Origin of the sequence: Stenotrophomonas rhizophila (assembly GCF_007667275.1) — a bacterium.
Lineage (GTDB): Bacteria > Pseudomonadota > Gammaproteobacteria > Xanthomonadales > Xanthomonadaceae > Stenotrophomonas > Stenotrophomonas maltophilia_AE.
Genome location: NZ_VDQT01000002.1, coordinates 833,559 through 848,739 on the forward strand (window position 1 = coordinate 833,559; position 15,181 = coordinate 848,739).

Sequence of the window (15,181 nt, forward strand, 5' to 3'; positions counted from 1 at the left end):
TCGTTCAACCCGCCCACCCGACCAAAACAGGTCGTTCAACCACAGGCCACCCGACCAAAATCAATCGTTCGACCCCAACATCGCTCGACCCCGGATCGTAGTGACACGCCATGCGTGTCAACGCCATGCCGAACGCAGCCTCACATCAAAAAATATCGAACGCCGCATCATCCGCCTGCTGGGTCTGGGTATTGAAGTCATACTCGGCCAGCTTCTCCATGTCCTCCACCTTGACCCATTCGGTGGCGCCGTTGAGCGTGGCCTGGACCATGCCGGTCGGCGGCTCGTTCTGCGCCACCGGGGTGTCCTTCAGCGCCACGCGCATGTAGTCGATCCAGATCGGCAGCGCCGCGCGGCCGCCGTACTCTCGGTAGCCCAGCGAACGGAAGTCGTCGCGGCCCACCCACACGGTGGTGGCGTACGGACCGCCGAAGCCGGAGAACCACGCGTCGCGGTGGTCGTTGGTGGAGCCGGTCTTGCCGCCCACGTCCTCACGCCCCAGCACCTTCGCCGCGGTGCCGGTGCCGCGCTGGACCACGTCGCGCATCATCGACACCAGCTGGTACGCGGTACGCGCATCGATCGCACGCGGCGCGGTGCGCGCGTTCGGGTCGACCGGCGCGGCCGGTGCGGCTGCCTGTTCGGTCGCGGGCGCGGGCGCGCCGGCCGGTGCGGGGGCTGCCGCAGCGCCGAAGTTGAAGCCGTCCACCACCTGGCTCACCGGCGCACCGCCGCTGGTGCCCACGCAGTCGCGGCAGGCACGGGCCGGGTTCTCCTTGAAGACCAGGTTGCCGTCGCGGTCGCTGACCTGGTCGATCAGCCAGGTATCCACGCGCGAGCCGCCGTTGGCGAACACCGCGTAGCCGCGGGCCACCGACAGCGGGGTCAGCGAGGCCGTGCCCAGCGACATCGACAGGTTCGGCGGCAGCTCGGCCTCGGCGAAGCCGAATTCGCTGATGTACTTGCGAGCGTAGTCCACCCCCATCCCGTCCAGCAGGCGCACCGAGACCAGGTTGCGCGACTGCACCAGCGCCTCGCGCAGGCGCATCGGGCCGCGGAAGCCGCCGCCGTCGTTCTGCGGCTGCCAGGTCTTGCCGCGACGGTCGCGGAACACCACCGGGGCGTCCAGCACGATCGAGGCCGGGTTGAAGCCCTTGTCGAAGGCCGCTGCGTAGATGAAGGGCTTGAAGCTCGAGCCGGGCTGGCGACGGGCCTGGGTGGCGCGGTTGAACTTGTTGCCGGAGAAGCTGAAACCGCCGACCAGTGCCTTCAGCGCACCGCTCTGGGCGTCCAGCGAGACCAGTGCGGACTGGCCGCGCGGGATCTGGTCCAGCAGCCACTCGCCTTCCTTCTCGCCGCTGCGCACGCGCACGATGTCGCCGCGCTTGACCAGCTTGGCCGGGGTCTTTCCGGTCCACTTCGCGGCCGAGGCCGGCAGCACCCGCTCGCTGCGGTCGGCCATCACCACGGTGGCGCTGCCGTCGGCAGCGGTGGCGGCCACGATCGCCGGCAGCAGCCCGGACTGGCCGGCGATGCCGCGCAGGTGGGTGGCCAGTGCAGCGGCATCGTCGCCCGCGCCCAGCGCCACCTGCTGTTCCACGCCGTGCCAGCCATGCCGGTGGTCGTACTGCAGCAGGCCATCGCGGACCGCCAGGTTGGCCGCGGTCTGCATCCCCGCGTTGATCGTGGTGGTGACGTGGTAGCCCTTGTTGAGCACGTCGCCGCCGAAGCGGGCGATCATCTCCTGGCGGACCAGTTCGGCCACGTACGGGGCCTCCACCTGCACCGGCGGCTCATGCGCGGTGGCATGCATCGGCACCGCCTTGGCCGCGTCGGCCTCGGCCTGGGTGATGAAGCCCAGGTTGGCCATGCGCTGCAGCACGTAGAAGTCGCGGCGCTCGCGGGCGCGCTCCGGGTTGCTGATCGGGTTGCCGCTGGAGGGGAACTTGGGGATGCCGGCCAGCGAGGCCATCTCATCCAGGCTCAGCTCGCCCAGCTTCTTGCCGTAGTAGAACTCGGCCGCCGCGGCCACGCCGTAGGCGCGGTTGCCGAAGAAACTCTTGTTCAGGTACAGCTCGAAGATCTCGTCCTTGCTCAGTTCCTGCTCGATCTTGCGCGCCAGCAGGATCTCGGCCAGCTTGCGGGTGTAGCTGTACTCCGAGCTCAGGAAGAACTGCCGGGCCACCTGCTGGGTGATGGTCGACCCGCCCGGGACCCGCTTGTCGTTGGTGGTGGCCAGCAGCCACACCGCGCGCCCGATGCCCTTGTAGTCCACCCCCCCATGCTCGTAGAAGCGGGCGTCCTCGGTGGCCAGGAAGGCCTGCTTGAGGCGCTCCGGGACCTCCTTCATGGTGATCGGGGTGCGCCGGGACTCGCCAAACACCGCCATCAGCTCGCCGTCGGCGGCGTACACGTACATCGGCTCCTGCATCTCGATGTCGCGCAGGGTCTGGACGTCCGGAAGCCGCGCGGAAATGGCGAAGTACAGGCCTCCCGCGACAGCCGCGCCGACCAGGGCCAGGACCAGGAAAACCACCAGCATCCAGCGCAGCCAGCGTCGAAGACGAGTCATCAGTGACAGATTCCGATTGCGAATTTCGTGGCCGCAGAGTATAGATTACGCAAGGGAACGGCTGGGGTTGTTCCCGGGGAGAGCATTTCGGTGACCGTCAGGGGACGGGCGAAACGTGCGCTGCTGCGCGTTTTGCACGTTGATGGTTGCGATTTGCAAAAAAAACGTTATTAATGCGCGGGCGCAGGTTATGCGTCCAAGTGCCCGTCGGCAGGGGAGAAACCGTGGGGCTTATCCCAAAAAGCCAGTCGCCGCTTATTGGCGTCGACATCAGCTCGACTGCAGTAAAGCTCTTGCAGCTTTCCCGCAGTGGCAATCGTTTCCGTGTGGAACACTATGCTGTGGAACCACTTCCGCCGAATGCGGTGGTGGAAAAGAACATCGTGGAAGTGGAGGCCGTGGGTGAGGCCATCCGCCGCGCGGTGAACCGCTCCGGTACCAAGGCCCGGCATGCCGCCGCGGCCGTGGCCGGCTCGGCGGTCATCACCAAGCTCATCCCGATGCCGGCCGACCTGGACGAGAACGACATGGAAGCCCAGGTCGAGCTCGAAGCGGTCAACTACATCCCGTACCCGATCGAGGAAGTGAACCTCGATTTCGAGGTGCTCGGCGCCATCCCCAACAACCCGGAAATGGTCCAGGTGCTGTTGGCGGCCTCGCGCTCGGAGAACGTGGAGCTGCGCCAATCGGCGCTGGAGCTCGGTGGCCTGACCGCCCGGGTGATGGACGTGGAGGCCTTCGCGGTCGAAAACGCCTTCGCCCTGGTCGCCAGTGAACTGCCGATCGCCAGCGATGGCGTGGTCGCGCTGGTCGACATCGGCGCCACCATGACCACCCTGAACGTCCTTCGCGGCGGGCGCAGCCTGTACAGCCGCGAGCAGGTGTTCGGCGGCAAGCAGCTCACCGACGAGGTCATGCGCCGTTATGGCCTGACCTACGAGGAAGCGGGCCTGGCCAAGCGCCAGGGTGGGCTGCCGGAAAGCTACGAGATGGAAGTCCTCGAGCCGTTCAAGGAAGCCACCGTCCAGCAGATCAGCCGCCTCCTGCAGTTCTTCTATGCAGGCAGCGAGTTCAACCGGGTCGACCACATCGTGCTGGCCGGCGGTTGCGCGGCGCTGGCCGGCCTGCCGGAGATGGTGGAGGAACAGCTGGGCGTGGCCACCGTGGTGGCCAATCCGCTGGCACAGATGACGCTGGGTCCGAAGGTACAGGCGCATGCCCTGGCCCAGGACGCCCCGGCGCTGATGATTGCCACCGGGCTGGCGCTGAGGAGCTTCGACTGATGGCAAGAATCAATCTATTGCCCTGGCGCGCCGAACGGCGCAGGCAACGCCAGCGCGAGTTCATGACCATGCTTGGCTTCGCCGCCATCGCGGGTGTCGTGCTGTCGGCGCTGATCTGGTTCTACTACGACCGCCAGATCAGCGGCCAGGGGGATCGCAATGCCTTCCTGTCGGCCGAGATCGCGCGGGTGAAGGAGCAGAACAAGGAAATCGACCGCCTGGATCGCCAGAAGGACCGCCTGCTGGCGCGCAAGAAGGTGATCGAACAGCTGCAGGCCAAGCGCTCGCAGATGGTGCACCTGTTCGACGCGCTGGTCCGGACCATCCCCGATGGGCTGGTGCTGACCGCGCTGAAGCAGGAAGGCGACATCCTCACCCTGGAAGGCCGCACCCAGTCCAACGCCCGGGTTAGCGCCTACATGCGCAACCTGGAAAGCTCGGGCTGGATGACCAAGCCGGAACTGTCGGTGATCGAAGCGCGCAAGCCGGAAGAAGAAAAAGACAAGGTGGCGGGCCCGGTGGCGGACATCTCGGCATTGCCGTACGTGTTCGTGGTCAAGGTGACGCTGCCGGCACAGAGCGAAGCGGTCGACCACCTCGGTCCGGACGGCAGCGTGATCCCTCCAGGCAGCGATCCGGCGGCCACGCCGGCCACTGCCCCGGGCGTAGCACCGCTTGCCCCGGCACCGGCCGACGGCGCACCGGCGACCCCGGCCCCGGCCCCGGCCCCGGCTGAGCCGGCGCCGGCTGGCAGCCGCATCGTTCCCACCCCGGCACCGCAACCGGCGGCGTCCAGCACGCCGCAGAAGGGGGCCGCATGAGCCAGAAGAAAGTGAACCTCAAGGAACTGGACCTCAACAACATCGGCAACTGGCCGCAGCAGGCCAAGATCGTCTTCTGTGCCCTGCTGTCGCTGTTGATCATCATCCTGGCCTGGTTCGTGCTCATCAGCGGAAAGCGCGAAGAGCTCGAAGGGCTGGAGCGCGCCGAAGTTGCCCTGCGTGCCGATTTTGAAACGGAGCAGGGCCGAGCAGTCAACCTGGAGCCGTTGAAGCAGCAGCTGGCACAGATGGAGCAGGTGCTGCAGCAGATGCTGCGCCAGCTGCCCAGCAAGACCGAAATGCCGGACCTGATCATCGACATCTCGCAGACTGCGTTGTCCAGCGGACTGGTCAACGAGCTGTTCCAGCCCGGTGAGGAAGTGCCCAAGGAGTTCTACGCCGAAAAGCCGATCGCCCTGCGCATGGTGGGCAGCTACCACCAGTTCGGTGCCTTCGTCAGCGGCGTGGCCTCGCTGCCGCGCGTGGTCATCCTGACCATGCACGACATCAACCTCAAGCCCAAGGACCCCAAGACCGGCATCACCGCACGCAGTGGCGCGCTGGAGCTGTCCGGTACGGTCAAGACCTATCGGTACCTGGACGACGTGGAAATGGAAGCGCAGGAAAAAGCCGCTGCACAGGCAGCCGGTCCGGACGGAGGCCAGCAATGAACATGGCCCGTACCCTTCGCATCTGTGTGCTGTTGACGTTGGCCCTGCTCGCAGGCTGCGCACGTGACATCTCCAGTACCCCCGGCGACGCGCCGAACCTAGAAAAGTGGGTCGCCGACGTGCGTGCACGCCCGGCACCGCCGCTCGAACCGTTGCCGGTCATGCAGCAGTTCGAGACCTTCGAATACTCCGCGCAGGGCATGCGGGATCCGTTCACCGACGCCTGGGCCAACCCCCAGGGCGGTGGTTCGGGCCTGCGCCCGGATCCGAACCGCCGCAAGGAGCCGCTGGAAGACTTCCCGCTGGACGCCTTGGACATGGTCGGTTCGATCGGCAAGGGCGGCGGACTGGTCGCGCTGGTGATGGCACCGGACAAGGTCACCTATCGGGTGCGTCCGGGGGTCTACATGGGGCAGAGCGACGGTCGCGTGACCGGGGTCTTCGAAGACCGGATCGAACTGATTGAACTGGTGCCGGATGGCGCGGGCGGCTGGCTGGAACGGCCTGCATCGCTTGCGCTTGAAGATCAATGAATGATTATGGGGATAGCACGATGACCTTTTCCAACGCCATGCTGCAGCGTGCCGTCCGGCGCCCGAAGCTGATCCACCTGTGCGCGCTGGGAGTCGCGCTCATGGTGGCCAATGGCACGCTGATGGCGGCCACGCCGGCCGCTGCGGCGACCACCCAGGGGGCCGGCGCTGCGCCGGCCACCGCGCCGGCCTCGCTGGCGGTGTCCAAGATCGACTTCAAGCGCGGTGAAGACGGCAGTGGCCGCCTCATCCTGCAGTTCGACGGCAAGGGTGCCAACCCGGACCTGCGTACGCAGGGCAACAGCGTCGTCGTCGACGTCGGCAACGCGACCCTGCCGGACACCCTGCAGAAGTCGATCAACGTGGTCGACTTCGCCACCCCGGTGCAGCGCATCGACCCGAAGCCGTACGGCGGTGGCACCCAGCTGGTGCTGAACACCAACACGGCCTTCGAGTCGCTGGCGTACCAGACCGACAACGAATACGTGGTCGAGATCAGCCCGCGCAAGAGCGCCCCGGCCACCGGTGCGATCAACGCCACCACCGTGACCCAGGCGGCCGCGGCGGTCGCCCAGCGTGGCTACAGCGGCAAGCCGGTGACCTTCAACTTCCAGGACGTGCCGGTGCGCACCGTGCTGCAGTTGATCGCCGAAGAGTCGAACCTCAACGTGGTCGCCTCCGACAGCGTCGCCGGCAATGTCACCCTGCGCCTGGTCAACGTGCCGTGGGACCAGGCGCTGGACATCGTGCTGCGTGCCAAGGGCCTGGACAAGCGCCGCGAGGGCGGTGTGATCTGGGTCGCGCCGCAGCCGGAGCTGGCCAAGTTCGAGCAGGACAAGGAAGACGCCCGCATCGCGATTGAAAACCGCGAAGACCTGGTCACCGACTACGTCCAGATCAATTACCACAACGCCGCGCAGATCTTCAAAGCACTGACCGAAGCCAAGGGCATTGGCGGCGGAAGTGGCGGTGGCAGTGGTGGCGGCGGCAGCAGCTCGCAGGAAGACAGCGGGTTCCTGTCCTCGCGCGGTCGCCTGGTCGCCGACGAACGCACCAATACGTTGATGATCAGCGACATCCCGAAGAAGGTCGCGCGCATGCGTGAGCTGATCAACGTGATCGACCGCCCGGTCGACCAGGTGCTGATCGAAAGCCGCATCGTGATCGCTACCGATACCTTCGCGCGCGAACTGGGCGCCAAGTTCGGCATCTCCGGTCGTCGCGACAATGTCTGGTTCGGCGGCAACACCGACCAGAACCACAACAACATCGACGACAACGGCCAGGCGGAACAGGAATACGCCGAAGCGGTCGCCGACTGGCAAGCCAATGGCGGTCCGGTGCCGGTGCGGCCGGGTCAGATCTTCAACACGCCGAACTTCAACTGGAACCTGCCGGTGGCAGCGGCCAGCAACCCGGGTTCGCTGGCGCTGTCGATCCTCAACGCCGGCTACCTGCTGGACGTGGAGCTGTCGGCCATGCAGCAGGAATCGCGCGGCGAAGTCATCTCCAACCCGCGCGTGGTCACCACCAACCAGCGTGAGGCGGTGATCAAGCAGGGTAAGGAAATCGGCTACGTGACCATCACCGGCGGCTCCGGCGGTCAGGCGGCAACTCCCAACGTGCAGTTCAAGGAAGTGCTGCTGGAGCTGAAGGTCACCCCGACCATCACCAACGACAACCGCGTGTTCCTGAACATGTCGGTCAAGAAGGATGAAGTCGAAAGCTACATCGTGCTGGACGGCTACGGCCAGGTGCCCTCGATCAACCGCCGCGAAGTGAACACCGCGGTGCTGGTCGACGACGGCCAGACCGTGGTGATCGGCGGCGTGTACGAGTTCACCGACCGCAACAGCGTGAACAAGGTGCCGTTCCTGGGCGACGTGCCGTTCCTGGGCAACCTGTTCAAGAAGCGCAGCCGCAACAAGGACAAGGCCGAACTGCTGGTCTTCGTCACCCCCAAGGTGCTGCGCGTGGCCAAGACCAACTGAGCCACCGCTCCCGTAGCTTGACCAGGATCCGGCGCCCTCCAGGGCGCCGGATTTTTTTTGTTCACCGCAGGGCAAGGTGGTGGAACTATCCTCGTGGCATGACCTCGGCCCCGCATTGTTCCGGCTGCACCGCACAATGCTGCCGGCTGACGGCGGTGCTCGCTGCATCGGAATCCATCCCCTCGCATCTGACCGTCGACATGGGTGACGGGGTGCGCGCCATGGCCAAGGCAGCCGACGGCTGGTGCGTGGCGCTCGACCGGGCAACCCAGGCGTGCGGCATCTATTCCGGGCGGCCGCAGGTGTGCAGGCGATTCAAGATGGCCGGACCTTACTGCAGCGCGATCTTCGATGGCGCCCCTCGAGCGTAGTCACGTTCAGGCAATCTTGATCCCGCTGCCGGTCCCGCCCTGCCATCATGGGTGCGGAACCTTACGCCTGTCGCGTGGTCAGATGGACCCATGAACCTGCCACCCCCCATGCCTGCAACCGACCCCATGTCCGTCACCCCCGCTCCGGAGCACGATCGCCTGCACGCCGGCTTCCGCGCGCTGCGCGAGGCGCTGTCGGCCGAAATCGTCGGCCAGGATGCCCTGGTCGAGCGCCTGCTGACCGCGCTGCTGGCTGACGGCCACCTGCTGGTGGAAGGTGCGCCCGGGCTGGCCAAGACCACCGCCATCCGCGCGCTCGCGGCGCGGCTGGAAGCGGACTTCTCGCGCGTCCAGTTCACCCCGGACCTGCTCCCGGCCGACCTGACCGGCACCGAGATCTGGCGCCCGCAGGAGGGCCGCTTCGAATTCGTACCCGGCCCGATCTTCCACCCGATCCTGCTGGCCGATGAAATCAACCGCGCCCCGGCCAAGGTGCAGTCGGCACTGCTGGAGGCGATGGGCGAACGCCAGGTCACGGTAGGCCGGCATACCTACGCGCTGCCCACGCTGTTCCTGGTGATGGCGACGCAGAACCCGATCGAACAGGAGGGCACCTTCCCGCTGCCCGAGGCGCAGCTGGACCGGTTCCTGATGCACGTGCGGATCGGCTATCCCGATTCCACCGCGGAAGCCGAGATCCTGCGCCTGGCCCGCGAACGTGCCCGCGACGCGCTGGGCACGCCCGCGCCGGCGCCGTCGCGCATGCCGCTGGAGGACGTGTTCGCCGCCCGCCGCGCGATCCTCGAGCTGCACATGGCACCGGCGCTGGAGCGTTATCTGATCGAACTGGTGCTGGCCACCCGCGACCCCGCCCGTTACGACCCCGCACTGGCGCGACGCATCTCCTGGGGCGCCAGCCCGCGCGGCTCGATCGCGCTGGAACGCTGCGCGCGGGCACGCGCCTGGCTGGCCGGCCGCGACTTCGTGACCCCCGACGACGTGCGCAGCGTTGCGCCCGATGTCCTGCGCCACCGCGTGCTGCCGAGCTACGAAGCCACCGCCGAAGGCTGGGACGGCGAACGCCTGGTCGCCGAACTGCTGGCCCGCGTGCCGGTGCCCTGAGCGCGGCATGCACCTTCCCGACGACACCGCTGGCGCGGCGCTGGCCAGCAACGGCGTACAGCCGAGCCTGGCCGAACTGGTCGCCCTGCGCGGCAGCGCGCACCGGCTGGCGCCGGCGCGACGCGGCCGCCTGGCCCACGCCGGCCAGGCGCCGTCGCCGATGCGGGGGCGTGGCATGGAGTACGCCGAATCCCGCGAGTACGTGCCCGGCGACGATGCCCGCCACATCGACTGGCGGGTCACCGCGCGCACCGGGCGCGCGCATACCAAACTGTTCCAGGCCGAACGCGAACGACTGACCCTGCTGGTCGCCGACACCGACCCGGTGCTGTACTTCGGCACCCGCGTGCGCTTCAAGTCGGTGCAGGCGGCGCGGGTCGGCGCGGTCGCGGCATGGTTGGCGCAGCGCCAGGGCGATCGGCTCAGCGCGCTGCGGGGCAGCCGGTCCGAAGCGCCGATCGCGCCGGCCGGCGGCACCCGCGGCGTGCTGCGCGTGCTCGATGCGTTGACCCGCTGGTATGCGGCACCGCCGGCCGACGATGCCGGGCTGGACATGGCCCTGCAGCAGGCCGCCCGCCTGTTGCGACCCGGCGCCCGCGTCGTGGTGCTCGCCGACCCGGCGCGCGCGGCCGCCATCGACATTCCGCGCTGGACCACGCTGGCCATGCACCACGAAGTGCAGCTGCTGCTGATGGCCGACCCGCTCGAACTGGCGCCGCCCGATGCGGTGCTGCCGTTCCTGTCGGAAGACCGGCAGGTCGTACTCGACCTGCAGGACAGTGCGGTGCGTGCGCACTGGCACACGCGCTTCGTCGAACCGCTGGAAGCGCTGCAGCGCAGCCTGGGCGCGCGCCGCATCCAGGTGCACGTGGTCAGCACCGACGATGCCAGCGACTGCTGGCTTGGCCCGTTGCCGTCGGCGGTGGTCGCATGAGCGCCGCCACCTCGCTGCCACTGCGCGACGTGCACCTGCCACCGTACCCGTCGTGGTGGCCGTTGCCGCTGGGCTGGTGGCTGGTGCTGGGCGTGGTGGCGCTGGTTGCGGTGTTGCTGTGGGCGTGGCGCGCGCAACGCCGCCGGCGCGAACGGCGCTGGCTGCAGCTGTTCGATACCGCCGTGGACGATGCCGGGGCGGGCGCGGGGCAGGTTGCCGCCATGGCCGAACTGCTGCGCCGCGCGGCGCGGCAGCGCCAGGTTGGCGCCGAGCTGCTGCAGGGCGAGGCATGGCTGGCATTCCTCGACGCGCCGGGCAGTCGCGCGTTTTCCGAGGGCGATGGACGCCTGCTGCTGGACGGCGGGTATCGCCGCACGCTGGAACCAGCCGCCGTGGAGCGGCTGCGCCAGCTCGCGCGCGCGCGGTTCCTGGCGCTCATGAGCGGGCGGGTCCGATGATGCAGAGCCTCGCCGCTTGGCTGCCGTGGCTGGAAAGCCTCGCCTGGCCGTGGGCGCTGCTGGCGTTGCCGCTGCCATGGGCGATGCGCTGGTGGCCACGCCGCGCCGATGCCGCACCCGCCCTGCGGGTGCCCTACGCGGCGGGGACGCTGGCCGCCCTGGGCCAGGCGGGCGGCGTGGCCGGGTGGCGGCTGGGCCGGCTGCTGCTGTGGCTGGCGTGGGCCAGCCTGTGCGTGGCGTTGGCGCGACCGCAGGCCCTGGGCGAGCCGGTCGCGCCGCCGCAGCAGGGCCGGCAGATGATGCTCGCCGTGGATGTGTCCGGCAGCATGAGCGAGCCCGACATGATGCTCGGTGCGCAGGTGGTGCAGCGGTTGTCCGCGGCCAAGGCGGTGCTGGCCGACTTCCTCGACCGCCGCGCCGGTGACCGGGTCGGCCTGCTGGTCTTCGGCGAACGCGCCTACACCCTGACCCCGATCACCGCCGACCTCACCACCGTGCGCAACCAGCTCACCGACAGCGAGGTCGGCCTGGCCGGCCGCGATACCGCGATCGGCGACGCGATCGCATTGGCGGTCAAGCGCCTGCGCGAACAGCCCGAGGGGCAGCGCGTGCTGATCCTGCTCACCGACGGGGTCAGCAACGCCGGCGTGCTGCAGCCGCTGCGCGCGGCCGAGCTGGCCAGGGCAGAGGGCGTGCGGGTGTACCCGGTGGCGTTCGGCGGCGACGGCGGCATGAGCCTGTTCGGGGTGCAGATCGCTGCCGGCGACGACCCGGTCGACGAAGCGACCCTGCGCCGCATCGCCGAGCTCACCGGCGGCCGCGCCTTCCGTGCACGCAACACCGATGAGCTGGCCGGCATCTACGCCGAGCTGGACCGGCTGGAACCGGTCACCGCCGCCGGTGCCGCGGTGCGCCCGCGCATCGAACGCTACGGCTGGCCGCTGGCGCTGGCCATGCTGCTGGGTGCGCTGGCCTGGCTGCTGCCGAGGCGCTGGGCATGAACATGACCGACCTTCCGCTGCACCTGGCCCGGCCGCACGCGTTGTGGGCGCTGGCCGCGCTGCCGCTGATCGCGCTGCTGTGGCAGTGGCGCCGGCGTCGCGGCAGCGTCTGGCGCCAGAACGTCGACCCGCACCTGCTGCCGCACCTGCTGGCAGCGGGTACCCGCCGCGCCTGGGCCGGCCTGGTCGTGCTGCTGCTGGGCTGGACGCTGGCGGTGCTGGCGCTGGCCGGCCCCGGCTGGCGGCAGCTGCCGCAACCGCTCTGGCAGGCGCCGTCACCGCTGGTGGTGGCGCTGGACCTGTCGTCGCGGATCACCGCCACCGATCTGCCGCCGTCGCGCCTGCTGCAGGCGCGGGCCAAGCTGGCCACCCTGCTGCGCGAGCGCAGCGGCGGCGAGCTGGCCCTGCTGGTCTACGCCGACGATGCCTTCACCGTGGCGCCATTGACCGCCGACCGCGGCAACGTCGCGCTGTACCTGGACGCGCTGGCCCCGGACGTGATGCCACGCGACGGCCAGCGCGCCGACCGCGCCATCGAAGCATCGGTCCTGCTGTTGCAGCAGTCGGGGGCGAGGGGCGGCGACATCCTGCTGCTGACCGACCGCGCCGACGATGCCGCGCGTGCTGCTGCCGCCGTCGCCCGTGCGCAGGGGATCCGGGTTTCCGTACTCGGCCTGGGCACGCCGGCCGGCGCCGCCTACCGCAGCCGTGACGGCCAGATCGAGCGCGCGCAGCTGGAGCCGGGCACCCTGCGCGCGCTGGCCGATGCCGGTGGCGGACGGTACGCGACGGTGGCCGACGGCGATGCCGACCTGCGCGCGCTGGACGTACTGACCCCGCGCAGCGACGTCGGCGGGAACGATGCCCGGCAGGGCGAGGGCCTGGCCTGGCGCGACGAAGGGTTCTGGCTGCTGCCGCCGCTGATGCTGCTGTCGCTGTGGGCCTTCCGGCGTCGCGGTGCCGCCGCCGCGGTCGTGCTGTGCCTGCTGGTGCCGCTGGCCAGCCCCGCGCCGGCCCATGCGGCCGAGGGTTCGTTGTGGCAGCGCGACGACCAGCGCGACCAGCGGCGCATTGCCGCCGGCGTCGATGCCTACCGGCGCGGTGATTTCCCGGGCGCCCAGCAGCAATTCGAGGGCATCGACGGGCCCGAGGCGCACTACAACCTCGGCAACGCGCTGGCGCGCCAGGGCCAGTTCGATGCCGCGATCGCCGCCTACGACGAGGCGCTGCGGCAGCGCCCGGGCATGCCGGATGCGGTGGCCAACCGCGCCGCCGTCGATGCCGCGCGCAAGCGCAAGCCACCGCCGGGCAGCGGGAAGCAGCAGAACCAACAGCAGAACCAGCAGCAGAACCAACAGCAGCAGAACCAGCAGCAGCAGAACCAGCAGCAGAATCCGCAGCAGAATCCGCAGCAGAATCCGCAGCAGCCGGACCCGGCAGGGCAGGGCCAGGCCGATCCCCAGCCGGGGCAGGGCAGGCCGGACCCGGCCGAGCAGGCCCGGGCCGACGCCGCGCAGCGCCAGCGCATGGACGAGGCGATGCAGCGCCAGCAGGCCGGGGACGGAAAGACGCCTGCGCAGCGCCAGCAGGCGGCGGAGACGCCACAGCAGCGTGAGCAGCGCCAGGCCGTCGAAGCGTGGATGCGGCGGGTGCCGGACGATCCGGGCAGCCTGCTGCGGGCCAAGTTCCAGCTGGAAAACGAACGCAGGAAACGGGAAGGACCATGAACCCAGCGACCTCCCCCCGACGTTGGTGGCGCGCCTGCGGCTGGCTGCTGCTGGGCATGAGCAGCCTGGCCAACGCACAGACCCGGGCCTGGCTGGATCGCGACGCGATCAGCGACAGCGATACCGTCACCCTCAACATCGAGTCCGACGCCGGCACGCCGGACTACACGCCATTGCAGGCCGATTTCGAGCTCAGCGGCCAGACCAGCAGCCGCCAGGTGCAGTGGAGCCAGGGCGCGATGCAGTCGCGGTCGCTGTTCGGGGTGGCGCTCAGTCCGCGCCGCAGCGGGGTGCTGACCGTGCCGGCGCTGCAGGTGGGCAGCGCGCGGACCGCGCCGCTGCAGCTGACGGTGTCGGCCAGCAGCAGTGCATCGGCGGCGGTGCCGGGCAACGCCAAGGCATTCGTCGAAACCGAGGTGGACGATGCCACTCCCTACGTGCAGCAGAGCGTGGGGGTGGTGGTGCGTCTCTACTACGCCTCGCAGCTGCTCTCCGGCGAACTCGGCGTGGACACGCCGGACGGAGCTTCGCTGCAGCGCATCGGCGAGGATCGCAGCCTGGTCCGCGAGGTCAACGGACGTCGCTACAACGTGGTGGAGCGGCGCTACCTGCTGATCCCCGAACGCAGTGGCCCGCTGCTGCTGCCGGGCGCGCGCTTCAACGGGCGCAGCGCCGGCGGCTTCTTCGACGACCTGTTCGGCGGCGACGGTCGGCTGCGCGCCAGCGCCCCCGACCGCACCCTGCAGGTGCGTGCGCAGCCGGACGCGGCGCCGCAGCCGTGGCTGCCGCTGCACGACCTGCGCCTGCGCTACACCGCCGCGCCGACCCACGGCCGTGCCGGCGAGGCGATCACGGTGGTGGTCGAGGCGGTCGCCGACGGCGCCACCCGCGCCCAGTTCCCCGAGCTGCCGGCGCTGGATGTCGGTGCCGCTGCGCAGGTGTTCGCCGAGCCGCCGCAGTACGACGAGACCTTCGACGGTAGCACCCCGCGGTTGACCCTGACCCGGCGTTACTCGGTCGTCCCGCGCCAGCCCGGCACCCTGCTCGTTCCGGGCCTGCGCATGGACTGGTGGGACGTGCGCGGCGGTGGCCCGCGCACCGCCACGCTGCCCGACCTGCGGGTGACGGTGGCGGCCGGTGCGTCCGGCCGGGCGCCGGCGCCGCTGGCGCTGGACACCACCTCGGCGCTGCCGGACACCACGGCGGCAGCGGACGACAGCGTGGCACCCGCCCTTGCCGACAGCAGGCCGTGGGGATGGATCGCGGCCGCGACCGCCTTCGCGCTGCTGTGGCTGCTGACCCTGGCCTGGGCGTGGCGGCGCCGTCGCCCAAGCGCCGTTGCTGGCGGCAGCGCGCCCGCCCCCGCCTCCGCTGCACCGGGCGGCCACGTGCCCTCGCGCGCCGACCTGCGGCGGGCGCTGGACCATGAGGGCCTGGATGAGATCGTGACCGTGCTGGCGGCCATGGGCGGGGTGCGGGCCGAGCTGGACGCGGTGCTCGCGCACCTGGCCGACCCGGCCCAGCGCCAGGCCCTGCGCGACATGCAGGCCGCGCGCTGGAGCGCTGCCGGGGGCGACATGGCCCAGGCACGGCAGGCCCTGCGCCGGGCCTTCCATGACCGACCGCACTGGCAGCCGGTCGCCGCGCCGGCGAATACTGCGCTGCCGCCGCTGTATCCGCCGGCCCGCTGAAGGAGC

General features: G+C 69.8%; 13 protein-coding genes. 12 read left to right on the forward strand and 1 reads right to left on the reverse strand.

Translation table 11 applies throughout. The features are described from left to right. Positions 1 to 145: 145 nt before the first annotated feature. Positions 146 to 2,572, reverse strand: coding sequence for a penicillin-binding protein 1A (locus tag FSZ13_RS09755; protein ID WP_145479322.1), 2,427 nt, complete (start codon positions 2,570 to 2,572; stop codon positions 146 to 148). Between the two features lie 224 nt (positions 2,573 to 2,796). Here FSZ13_RS09755 and FSZ13_RS09760 point away from each other — a divergent pair, with 224 nt between their 5' ends. The 12 genes from FSZ13_RS09760 (at position 2,797) to FSZ13_RS09815 (ending at position 15,175) form a co-directional block, all read left to right on the forward strand. Then, positions 2,797 to 3,855 carry a pilus assembly protein PilM gene (locus FSZ13_RS09760; RefSeq protein WP_038686523.1) on the forward strand — a complete coding sequence of 353 codons (1,059 nt, stop codon included), beginning with the start codon at positions 2,797 to 2,799 and terminating at the stop codon, positions 3,853 to 3,855. Continuing rightward, complete coding sequence (locus FSZ13_RS09765) at positions 3,855 to 4,676, forward strand: PilN domain-containing protein (RefSeq protein WP_145479323.1); 822 nt, start codon at positions 3,855 to 3,857, stop codon at positions 4,674 to 4,676. The genes FSZ13_RS09760 and FSZ13_RS09765 overlap by 1 nt, the downstream gene beginning before the upstream one ends. Next, positions 4,673 to 5,347 carry a type 4a pilus biogenesis protein PilO gene (locus tag FSZ13_RS09770; RefSeq protein ID WP_145479324.1) on the forward strand — a complete coding sequence of 225 codons (675 nt, stop codon included), beginning with the start codon at positions 4,673 to 4,675 and terminating at the stop codon, positions 5,345 to 5,347. Before FSZ13_RS09765 ends, FSZ13_RS09770 begins: the two co-directional genes overlap by 4 nt. Positions 5,348 to 5,349: 2 nt before the next feature. After that, on the forward strand, positions 5,350 to 5,880 hold the full coding sequence (locus FSZ13_RS09775) for a pilus assembly protein PilP (protein WP_428999979.1): 531 nt from the start codon (positions 5,350 to 5,352) through the stop codon (positions 5,878 to 5,880). Between the two features lie 20 nt (positions 5,881 to 5,900). Then, positions 5,901 to 7,871, forward strand: coding sequence for a type IV pilus secretin PilQ (locus FSZ13_RS09780; RefSeq protein ID WP_145479326.1), 1,971 nt, complete (start codon positions 5,901 to 5,903; stop codon positions 7,869 to 7,871). 98 nt (positions 7,872 to 7,969) lie between these two features. Then, entirely contained in the window at positions 7,970 to 8,242 is a 273-nt protein-coding gene (locus tag FSZ13_RS09785; RefSeq protein WP_145479327.1) for a YkgJ family cysteine cluster protein, read from the forward strand. Positions 8,243 to 8,332: 90 nt separating this feature from the next. Further along, positions 8,333 to 9,364 (forward strand): AAA family ATPase, encoded by a 1,032-nt coding sequence (locus FSZ13_RS09790; protein ID WP_145479328.1) that lies wholly within the window; start codon positions 8,333 to 8,335, stop codon positions 9,362 to 9,364. Further along, the gene (locus FSZ13_RS09795) at positions 9,261 to 10,298 is read left to right on the forward strand and encodes a DUF58 domain-containing protein (RefSeq protein ID WP_428999980.1); all 1,038 of its coding nucleotides are present in this window, start codon (positions 9,261 to 9,263) and stop codon (positions 10,296 to 10,298) included. The genes FSZ13_RS09790 and FSZ13_RS09795 overlap by 104 nt, the downstream gene beginning before the upstream one ends. Beyond that, positions 10,295 to 10,756: a DUF4381 domain-containing protein gene (locus FSZ13_RS09800; RefSeq protein WP_145479330.1), complete on the forward strand. Its 462-nt coding sequence runs from the start codon at positions 10,295 to 10,297 to the stop codon at positions 10,754 to 10,756. Before FSZ13_RS09795 ends, FSZ13_RS09800 begins: the two co-directional genes overlap by 4 nt. Next, positions 10,756 to 11,757 carry a vWA domain-containing protein gene (locus FSZ13_RS09805; protein ID WP_145479527.1) on the forward strand — a complete coding sequence of 334 codons (1,002 nt, stop codon included), beginning with the start codon at positions 10,756 to 10,758 and terminating at the stop codon, positions 11,755 to 11,757. Before FSZ13_RS09800 ends, FSZ13_RS09805 begins: the two co-directional genes overlap by 1 nt. Continuing rightward, entirely contained in the window at positions 11,754 to 13,484 is a 1,731-nt protein-coding gene (locus FSZ13_RS09810) for a tetratricopeptide repeat protein (RefSeq protein ID WP_145479331.1), read from the forward strand. The genes FSZ13_RS09805 and FSZ13_RS09810 overlap by 4 nt, the downstream gene beginning before the upstream one ends. Continuing rightward, complete coding sequence (locus FSZ13_RS09815; RefSeq protein ID WP_145479332.1) at positions 13,481 to 15,175, forward strand: BatD family protein; 1,695 nt, start codon at positions 13,481 to 13,483, stop codon at positions 15,173 to 15,175. Before FSZ13_RS09810 ends, FSZ13_RS09815 begins: the two co-directional genes overlap by 4 nt. The last annotated feature ends 6 nt before the right edge of the window (positions 15,176 to 15,181 follow it).